The organism is Pseudoalteromonas sp. SG44-1, assembly GCF_014164315.1.
In the GTDB taxonomy this organism is placed as follows: Bacteria; Pseudomonadota; Gammaproteobacteria; order Enterobacterales; family Alteromonadaceae; genus Pseudoalteromonas; species Pseudoalteromonas rhizosphaerae.
In genome coordinates this window covers 1-10,391 of sequence record NZ_JACJEW010000089.1, presented here as the reverse complement: position 1 = coordinate 10,391, position 10,391 = coordinate 1, and the positions used below count along the sequence as shown (strand labels likewise).

Annotated in this window: 7 protein-coding genes; 3 read left to right on the top strand and 4 right to left on the bottom strand. The window is 35.0% G+C overall.

Translation table 11 applies throughout. The annotated features are described in order from the left end of the window. Nucleotides 1–98: 98 nt before the first annotated feature. From H5187_RS21960 to H5187_RS21945, 4 genes are all read right to left on the bottom strand, one after another. Nucleotides 99–950, bottom strand: coding sequence for a hypothetical protein (locus H5187_RS21960; RefSeq protein WP_182798366.1), 852 nt, complete (start codon nucleotides 948–950; stop codon nucleotides 99–101). A gap of 46 nt (nucleotides 951–996) precedes the next feature. After that, on the bottom strand, nucleotides 997–3,033 hold the full coding sequence (locus H5187_RS21955; protein ID WP_182794944.1) for a hypothetical protein: 2,037 nt from the start codon (nucleotides 3,031–3,033) through the stop codon (nucleotides 997–999). Continuing rightward, nucleotides 3,033–7,523, bottom strand: coding sequence for a hypothetical protein (locus tag H5187_RS21950; protein WP_182794943.1), 4,491 nt, complete (start codon nucleotides 7,521–7,523; stop codon nucleotides 3,033–3,035). The genes H5187_RS21955 and H5187_RS21950 overlap by 1 nt, the downstream gene beginning before the upstream one ends. A 101-nt stretch (nucleotides 7,524–7,624) precedes the next feature. Further along, nucleotides 7,625–7,849, bottom strand: coding sequence for a DUF2188 domain-containing protein (locus H5187_RS21945; RefSeq protein WP_101215510.1), 225 nt, complete (start codon nucleotides 7,847–7,849; stop codon nucleotides 7,625–7,627). A 228-nt stretch (nucleotides 7,850–8,077) separates the two neighbouring features. Between H5187_RS21945 and H5187_RS21940 the strand changes: the two genes are divergently transcribed. The 3 genes from H5187_RS21940 (at nucleotide 8,078) to H5187_RS24780 (ending at nucleotide 10,313) form a co-directional block, all read left to right on the top strand. Further along, the gene (locus H5187_RS21940; RefSeq protein WP_182794942.1) at nucleotides 8,078–8,950 is read left to right on the top strand and encodes a YafY family protein; all 873 of its coding nucleotides are present in this window, start codon (nucleotides 8,078–8,080) and stop codon (nucleotides 8,948–8,950) included. A 147-nt stretch (nucleotides 8,951–9,097) separates the two neighbouring features. Continuing rightward, on the top strand, nucleotides 9,098–10,198 hold the full coding sequence (locus H5187_RS21935; RefSeq protein WP_182794941.1) for a PIN domain-containing protein: 1,101 nt from the start codon (nucleotides 9,098–9,100) through the stop codon (nucleotides 10,196–10,198). Nucleotide 10,199: 1 nt separating this feature from the next. Beyond that, nucleotides 10,200–10,313 (top strand): bacteriophage abortive infection AbiH family protein, encoded by a 114-nt coding sequence (locus tag H5187_RS24780; protein ID WP_259401759.1) that lies wholly within the window; start codon nucleotides 10,200–10,202, stop codon nucleotides 10,311–10,313. The last annotated feature ends 78 nt before the right edge of the window (nucleotides 10,314–10,391 follow it).

Here is a 10,391-nt window from a genome sequence, read left to right as displayed (position 1 = left end):
GACCTTGTGGTGCATAACTATATATCAACATGCTTACAGTACCTTGCTGAGCAGCCAGATAACCTTGAGCCACTGCTACCTTGGAACATTAAACAAAGCTAGGTGTCGTTAGCTATACGCTTACTATTGAGAAATGCTAATGCAAGATTTGAAAACACTAACCAGAAAGCACTCAAATCCAGAATAGAAATTTCATCATAGTTTTTAAACTTTACATCCAAAAATTTTTTATAATAAAACTTTGTTTGGCACATTAAAGTGTAACTTTGATTGTCTACATTGTGATCTACAGCTGAAAACTCTATACCAATACCATCCATACTAATATTCAAAATAGATGGGATAGCCTTCAATCTATTATCTTTAAAGTCTCTATCCTGTTTTGCCTCAAAGTTCAATTGATTCATATGATCTTGGAATCTTTCAATTGCAATAACTTCTCCAAAATCAAGCTCATTATTAACAGTACGAAACTTTAATTCACCAGTAAACTCTTCTAATGCTAACCTAGAATTTTCAACTTTTTTCCACTTCTCTTCTAAGTAAATTCGTTCCGATGCAAGCCTTAACAAAGATTCGTACACAAACAGGGGCTTATATCCTGAAAATTCAGAATACGCAGTTTTCAACAATAGCATTGTTCCATCACTAATCACTTCAAATATTTGATTTACACTCTCTGGCGCAGTCCCATTTTCGATATCCTTAAACAACTTAGCTGTATAATTGGCTTGAAATACGATAATTTCAACTTCAGAAAGGGAGCCATGTTCATTTAGCACACCTTGAAATTCCTCATCAACGTCTCGTAATAAATTACCAATTACAACTCCGCTTTGACGATAATATTGCCCAGAAGATTGCTCTTGCTTTAACCAACGTTTTTCATCAAAGAAGTATTTTGTAGGTAAATACTTTTTCACTTCCTTTGCTCCACTGCAATTCTTCATAAATACAACAATTCCTAACTAAGAGAGTTCACATCTTCTGAATGTACTAATTTTCGATATATAACTTGGCAATTTTTTCCAATAGCGAGCTCTTACTTACTTCATTTATTTTTAAAATGTCTTCGGTAAACGAATTAAAAAACAAGTGTGTTATTGGTTGTTCCAAAGCATTCAACAAGTCACCATTACTATTGAAGGTAAGTAAGTTATAGATACGATTTTGCTTTGCTATATCTTGATTAGGTCTTTGCTTTTGGGCTACAAAGTAGAATAGGTCAGCACCAGCTTCTTGCAGATAAACATGATGGTACTGCTTACGTTCTTTCGGCAATAAATAGTAAGGCAATACAGAACTTTCAATGCTGCTTTGTCGATTGACGGTTCGTTCATCACTTTCTGCAACTGAAATAGAATCAACTAAGGTGTTACCAATAACTTGAGGCACACGTATTGTGCTATATGACGTAAGTAAAACATCATTATCTTCATCGTATAAATAGAAACTACCGTTGTGAAAGTTTCGTTCTCCAAAAAAAGAACACTCTAATTTCAATCTAGCTTCAGATTTAATCACCTGGTTATTTGTTATTTTTAATACATTGTCTTTTATCGTCACTTCAACAACTGATGCAAAAAAGTTATTTTTTCTTCTTGCCGTTTTTCTTACATAAACAAGCTTTAAGCTTGCACTAGGCAAGTTAATGTCTGTAAATTGCTGATTAATGAAGACACTCTGTTTTAACCACAGTTCTGATTTAATTCTTTCTAACTTATAGGGGGATATCGCATAGCGTTCTTCATCACCTTTGACTATCGATTCTTTATCCGATTCAGAAAAGTTTAGCCCCTGTATAACAACCTTCGTTTGTGATTCAAATTTATCAATTTTTAATCGTGTATAGTAATCAAGGTTCTGCTTTTGCGAAAAACTTGTATTGCAATAAGCATCCCAAAAACCAGTAAACACCCTATCTGGATCACAAGATAAAGTGATACTAGTATTTCCATCCCCTTCATTTAATACGATATAACTTACATCAGGTGACATATCTTCAATTACTAATGAAGGCTTAACAACTAACAGACCAGCTTTCTCGAACTCTGAATGAAGCTGAGATAAAGCTTTATCTTTTTTCACTGGGTCAAAATCATGTCCCAAATTATCTATTAGAACAATGTTTGAGGGATGCTCTTTTTCAGATTCTAAAAATTGATCAGTTACATGCGTTGCATTAAAGATGCGTGGTTCGAATGCTATATCTAGTCTATTTAATATGCCTTGTAATATGTCAGAGATAAGGTTTTGTGCATAATTAACTGAAGCAGGATATTTTTCACCAAAAGACATAAACTTGCGTTTGGAGAATTTCGTGGCGCTAATATCTCTACTTGCCTGATAGGAAAATTCTTTGTTTTTAAATAACGCTTTGGTTTCATCTAGATCTGCTGTTACTGCCTCTAACTTTTGAGTTTTAAAAACCTTTTTCTTTAACTCAAAACACAACTCTTGAGTAGGCGAAAAATAAATTTCAGGCTTCAGAACTTCAAAATATGCTGTTCCATTCTTTTTCTCTCGACCAGATCTTTGCACGCTTAAATAAAGCTCTGCGTTATAAAAGCTTGGAGAAAACTCGTATTTACCCTTGGTTTGCTCAATAAACTCAGTCTTAAGCTGCAAGCTAATTAGCCCAGATATCAAACGCTCTTTTTGTGACTTACTTAGTTGAGATAATTCCTCAACCAATTCAGCGTAGTTAGGTAAAATATGGGTTAAATAGAAAAAATATACTTCATACGAGCCATTGTTATATAGCTTTACCATCTCATATTGAACATTTTTATCCTTAGATAATTCTAATTCTCTGCGAATTGATATTTTTATTTCTCGATGAATTCTTTGCTCAAATTCAGCTTGGCTCTTTTCTTCCTTAACGAAAGACTTAGACTTACAGCCTATGTATAAATCACTATTAAGTGATTGAAATAATGATGCTATAAGTTCATTGAGCTCACCGTGAACATCAATAATATTAGTGGATGCTGCTGGCATATTATTGGCAAGAATAGTACTTTGATAAGTCATTACACATTTCCTTGAAGTAAAGTTGATACCACACGATTAAGTGCAATTCTTTGTTTAAGCTGACTACCATCAAAATATGCTGTGGTCTCACCATCTGCATTTCTTTTGTGTTTTGGTCTATAGCTAGATTCTTCTTTAAAAAGGTTCAAATAATAGAGTTTCCCGCTGTTATCAACTTCTTGCTCGTGGTTCAATGAATTATTCTCTAAGCGACCATTTACATAGATGTAATGAACTTCGTCATAAGTACCGCTAACATAGTCTGAGATAGTATTAACCTTTGATAGTGCTTTTTGGTGGGTACTTTTAGAAAGCACTGCTTTATCTAAACTAGATGACCAATTTTTAACGTCAATGCATAACAGCATTCCCTCGACTTCTGCATAAAAGTCAAAAAGCTCATACGCTCTTTTTCCAACCCTTTTAATAACTTCCTGAGTAGATAGCGGAGTAACGTTAAGTTTATCTAGGAGCAAAGAAAACAAGTGTTCTCCTACATTACCTTTAATCAATTTGATAAATTTTGGGTGAGGTACATACTTTTGGAAAGCACCTAAGGATATTGATGCACTTTCACGAACGAGCGTTGTGACTAGGTTATCCTGAGTAAATTCCATTTTACTGGTGTAGTCTAAAGATATCATTTTTTCTGGGCGATATAGGCGATCTCCATTGACTATATCAGTCAATATTTCTGGAGATTTATCGCTGTAACAGAGTTTTAAACTCTGCTTATTTCCGTCTAACGTTATGTACAATTTATCAATTGCAGCGGCAACCAATTTATCACTTTTTGCTATTTGAGATGTTTGTAATTGTTGAATGTACTTCTCTGGGTTACTGACAGACGTTATCTTTCTTAATAATTCATTAAACTCCATAGAATCATCATCACCTCTTCGGGCGTCTTCAATAATCTCGGGGACTGTTACTTCAAAAAACTCATTCAAAAGCTCGCCTGATGATTCGACCTCTAATTCAAACACCTCTCTCTCAGACTGTGTTTTGAATCCGACCTCAAGGCTTCTTTCGTGACATTCAGTTTTAAAGCGATGATTTAGTAACGACATACTTTCGAAAAATATGTCATTTTTATGGTCTTTAGATAACCTCGAAAACTGAACAGCCGCTATATCAGCAATATCAGATGCCATATATATTTCACTAAGCATATTCGCATCTTTTCTTTCAATGCGACCAATGGCTTGCATAATAGCTTTCAGTAACTCAAGCTCATGCTCATAATTCAAGAATCGGTAATCTTTACCATGAACGAGATTTACCTCAAATTCGCTAAGTGCTTTGTCTTCAGAAGTATCTGAAATGCGCTTCATTATTGATAGACAATTAGCTAACGAATAAAGTGTTTTTTCGCCGGTTGCACTATCTTTTATAACTTGGCTCCAGAAGGGAGAATTAACTAACACCAGTCGCTCAAAATCAACCTCGAATCTACCACCGGATTCATTGAGGTATTCAACAAAATAGTTTAACCCTGTGCCGGCACCTTTGTAGGTAGACATAAACGCTAACTTCAAATTGTTTGAATCAACTTGAACAAACTTTCTAACATCAACCTCTTTATTAAGTTCAGCATTAAAAAGCACGGTTTGGATTACAGGTTTACCTTGGAAAGGAGTAAATTGGAATATTCTTCCCTTTTTGTCTAACTCTCTAAACCCTTTAGGTTGAGCTGCTCTTCCTGCCCTTATTGCCATCACATATTTTTTTAGTGCCCCTAAAAAATTTCCCGATAACGCCAAAGTTAACGTATGCTTACCATCATAGGCACAAAGTAACCAGGCTGATAATTGCCTTTTAAATTCAATCGTTTTGTATTTGTCTTGCTTAAAACTGTAATCTTTCAGTCTGTTATACCAGAAATCAAAAGTAGCCTTAAAATCATCTGTTAGTACACGTTCATCTATGACCTCACGGTTTTCATCAAATACGTGAAACTGAACTTTCCTCAATTCAGCTCTTGTTTCTCTTAAATTAACGAGTGTATCTTTTGAATTTGAATCTCTAACAACAATTTCTACGCCTAGGTTATTATTACCTTCACAACAGTATTTTCTCAAAAACGGTTGATTATATTGACCAACAATATTTTTATTTATACCACTTGTAGCACTTAGCGCTATTACTGAATTTTGCGTATTATGCAGCATCCGTAGAATTGAAACTTCAGGTTGCTCTTTAATTAAACTCAAAGAAAAATTTACATAAGTGAGCTTTTCTAATGACGGCTCTCTAAATTCAAGTAACTTTTGCGGGATTAAAGAAAACACCGTTTTTGGATGAAAGTATGTATAAAAATGGTCAATCTGAATTTCCTCACTCTCATCTGGGCGATCAAACATGCTTTCGACTTCAGATGCTACCGTTCTAGCTTTCTTCATGAATTTGTATAGTGGGTAGTTTTGGCTACTATCTCCGCCCTGTTTCAGTGACTTAACAAATTCAGATGATGATTTGAACTCTTTAGCTGCTGCTGCCAAAACGGCCATAGTTACTTGATAAACATCATGCAGCGATAAAGTGTTATCAGATTCATCGGTAGTATAATAAAGCTGGCATGTCCCCGTACCATGAGCTAATCGAACTTTAATTCTTTTTAGACCATCTTCATTAAAGTAACGCTTAGGGGTAAAACAAAAAGCATTTCTTGTAAGGTTAATTATTTGTTCTGCATCACCATGCCTTATCTGAACAAAATCAATATTTCCTGCAAATGTAGTTAAAACTGATTTCAAATTGAGACCCGCCGATAAATCACAATATTTAGAAAGGTTATCTTTAATTTTTTCTATAAAAGCTAACTTATCAGCGTAAAATGGCGTGTATTCAATATCACTTTCAACGGTTTCCGTTGCTTGCATATATATTCGATAAACACCGGCAAATACATGGGATAGCTGAATGTCAGGGGTAATTAAAGTAGTCGTTGCAGAATCAGAGAAAAGCTTGTGTGCATCATGTAATTCATCGATGACAACTGTAAAGCCTATTCCTTTATCGCGGAAGTAATTAGAATCATCAGCCTCGAAAAAGTCTCCTTTTAAAAACTCGACTCTTTTCTCATGTTTATCAGATAGGTGAATACCGGTTCTAATATTAGAATCCGTCAGATGCTTTTTTCCACCAACAATGCAATCAAATGGCATTGATTTAAAGGAAAACAGTCCTTGAGGATTTTTTTGAGGCAATCGAATATTAAGATCAAACTTGTTAGTTGTAGCAAGCATGATACAAGGTTTAACCATTGCTACAGAAAACGGAATACAGTGTTTAATAATCGCAGTTCGAAGTATGTCTAATTCAGTATTAGACTCAAACAAAGTCTCCAAATCCACGGGGGAAGAATTGTAATTTAAGCAGGCCAAAGATAAATCAAACAACGTTTTTTCCATATTTCTGCGCTGTTCTTCAAGTTGCTTCTTCAAGTCACTTATAAGCTCAGCATTATCCGCTTCATAGGTTTTTACCTCCGTATTAATACGGTTTTGAAGTGATTCAACTGTTCTTACTGACTGTGCAAGCCTAGTTAACCCTTTTTCTAACGATTTATACTTGGTTTTCTTCTTAATCCACGTTGTGTAAAGAACACTATTTTTTATTTTTTCGCCATTTGGTGAGCTAACCCAACTCTCAAATTCGAGGTCTGTAAGATCTAACATAGAAAGAAACGCGACAAACTCAATACCGGCGTTGTGTGCTTTACTAACTAAGCTTGAATCAAAATCAAATTGTGATTTTTGTGGACTAACAAAAACAAGATTTGTAAATTGACCGCCAAGATTTGGCTTAGTGGAATAATCTATGTACTCGGAAATAACACCATAGGATTTGCCAAAACCAGTACCATCATTTGATTGAATCAAACAAGGCCTGTTGTGGTTAGTTACATTATACAATTGGGATGCATGAGCCCTATATTTATTAACTGCATCTTTCAGTTTATTTTCAGGTTGTAACTTACCAACGGAAACAGCTATTGGTTCGTCTTCTTGAAGGTATGTTCTGTCTGAAAATTGATACCCTTTAGCACCGTCATGAACTAGAAGACCAGCCCTAACTAATTCATACTTTATATTCAATTCACTTATCTCGAATTGCTCACTTAATAGAGATAGGCAATCTTCCAGTGGACTACTAATTTTGATCAATTCGGTTAGTGCCAACTCAAGTTGAGTTGCTCTTTCTGTAGATAACCTTTCAAATTGTGGATGAATACTAAACTGCTCAATAGAAACGTTAGCATCTCTTTTATAAAAAACACCATCTCTATAACTAGTACGGTTATTAGCCTTAAAAAATCCCATTTTAGCTAACATGAATAAAACAGCACGAGGTTCCTCATCAACTTGTTCAGCAATAGAATGTATTACCTCACTTGACTCATTTACTTCCTTCAAAGCTACTAACTTTTTATCATGCACCTTAGCAATAACAAATAGCTGCTCTTTTTTTCCATTAGTCCATTTCATGAATAACCTCTAATACTATTAACCTTCAAATTACATTACATAATAAGAAATACCGTAGTTTTGCCTACCAGCAGTAGTTACATTTAAAACCACCAAAACACTTAGCCTTTCGGTGGATATGGATCATTACCGTAACTATTTTTCTCTCTGATTTGACCGTTCTTACCATGTATTAGCATTTCTGAACCTTGATTCTGTGCGATAGAGCGAGCCTGTGCTGCCGCTTCTGCCTGCGTGCTGTGAACTGATGTAGCTTTAGAGTTACCAGCGCCTTTAACTGCCCAACCAGAGTCATGTGGTACTACATGTTGATTTTTTCCTGACATTTTTTACCCCTTAATAAACAATTTAATAAACCTATATAACAAACATATACGGGTGTTCACTTAACACCCCTTACAGTTCAATTAATAGACTACCGTATACTAATGATATATTCAAGATCTATTTAAGACTTGGTAGAAAAACCATTAAGATTTTTATAAGGCATTATATTTGTACCTTGATAGAATCTATGCTATACAAGCTTTATTATAAATAAACGATGCTTAAAGATGATTGATCTCAAACATTTACCTTCACAACAAGTAAGCAGATTAAGATACATAGAGTTTTGCCTAAGATTTTTAGGTAGCTTTACCAGAGCTGATCTTATTAAAAAGTTTGGGATAGGAACTGCGGCTGCAAGTAGAGATATTGCTGAATATAAAACTCTGATGCCAAACAACATCTCTGATTCATCAAATTCAAAAAACTATTTCTTAAGTGAGGATTGGAAAGAGTTATTCAAATTCAAATCTTCAGAGGTTTTAGCACAACTTACAGGAAATGAGATTCAAGCTAATACAAAGTCTTATATATCGAGTGAAGTGATCGATATTATTGATGAACCTGATATTGAGGTTGTAACAGCTATAACAAAAGGAATTCTTCAACGAGCTCCTATCACATGTGAGTATTTCTCCAACTCTAGTGGTGCAAGTGAAAAAATACTAATTCCACACTCTTACATGTTTAATGGTTCAAGATGGCACTTAAGGGCTTATGATAGAACAAAAGGTAGATTTGCCGATTTTGTAATTTCTAGATTTAAAAGTGCTCATACGATTGAAGAACCTGTATTACCTAAAGAGCTTCAAAACGAAGATGTTCAGTGGAATCGTCAAGTCGATTTAGAAATTATTCCTCACCCTAGCTTAAAAGATTCAAGTGGCGTTTTAAATGAATTCAACATGACTGATGGCATTCTTCACAAACGAGTACGAGCATCATCAGTTGGTTACTTACTTCAAAAGTTATATGTTGATTGCTCAAAAGATCCTATCGTTGAAGAACATTACTTTAGATTAAAACTTAAAAATCGCTTGGCATTATACGGAGTAGAAGGTCTCCACCTAGCTCCTAATTTTGATGGATTTAATGATTAAAACCTTTAGTAAGTTGATTAAATTTTAACTTGCTCTGTCAGGTTCGATTAATAGAACAAAATCAACATGCTATTAGTTGGTTAACCACCCTATTATTTTATATATTTATTTGATGAAAATTTACACCATGTGTTCAAGGTATTGACTATGGAATTACAGACAAGGCTAGTGTTTATCGATACAAGCGCTTTTGAAAAGAAAAATTATCAATTTGGACAGCACGCTCTTGGTCGTCTTCAAGAACTAATTGAAGATGAGAAAATTCACTTGCTTATTACTGATGTGACGAAGAAAGAGATCGACGCTCATCTCAAACGAAAATCTGAAGAAGCAGCTTCTATGATAAAGAAGATGCAAAAAGATGCGATGTTCCTAAGAAACACCCCAGAGCTTGATTGTCATGGCATCTTCACCAAGGTTAAAGGTGATGATATTTATGCTGTTATCAGTGAGAAATTTGATGATTTCGTCGAAAACGGCTATGTCGAAACTATTGATGTAAGTACTGTTAACCCTCAAGTTGTATTTGATGCTTACTTCAACAAGCTCCCTCCATTTGGCAAAGAATCAAAAAAACACGAGTTTCCTGATGCATTTGCGCTAGAGGCTATAAAACAGGTGAGCTTGGCTAGAGGACATTCAGCCTACATCGTTAGTGACGATGGCGATATGAAATCATTCGGCCAACAAGAAGATAACTTCATTCATCTTGAAAACATCGATGACCTAATTGATTTGATTGTTCGAAGCGACAAAGCGTACGAAGAACCAGCCAAATTTGCTGATGAAATATTCGAACAACTCCTAGAACAAATTAAAGCAGATGCCCTGCAAGCTCTCGAAGATGGCGAGTTCAACTATGAAAACGCAGATCCTTTCGATGATATTATCAATTCTATAGAAATCAACTCTGTGAATGTTGAGAAGAAAAACTTACAGAATGTCGATGCCGAGTGGGTTGAGTACGAAGTAGAGTTTGAGGTGGTTGTTACGGCTGATTACCGAGTCTCAGATTACGACCGTTCACCTTGGGATCCTGAAGACAAGCAATATGTATTCGTCTTGAGCAATGAGTCAACAGTAAAACACAAAGAAACATACACTGCCCACTTAACACTTGCCTATACCGATGGATTAAAAGCTAACGCAAACATTGAAGAGTTTTACTTCCAAGATACATATTTTGAGTTAACTGATGACCACTCCGAAATCATTAGCTTCAAAGAACTAGATATCAACGGTGAATGACATGAAGCTATATGTAATTGGTAATGGCTTTGATGTTCATCATGGGCTTGACACAAAATATACATCTTTTGTGCGTATTCTCATGACTTTGATCACCGATTCTCATCAGCTTTGATCACTTGATTTATCATTTTGTAGAGCCGTTTTTAAATTAGCTTAACTGATCATCATCAGTCAATTTATTTAACTGTTT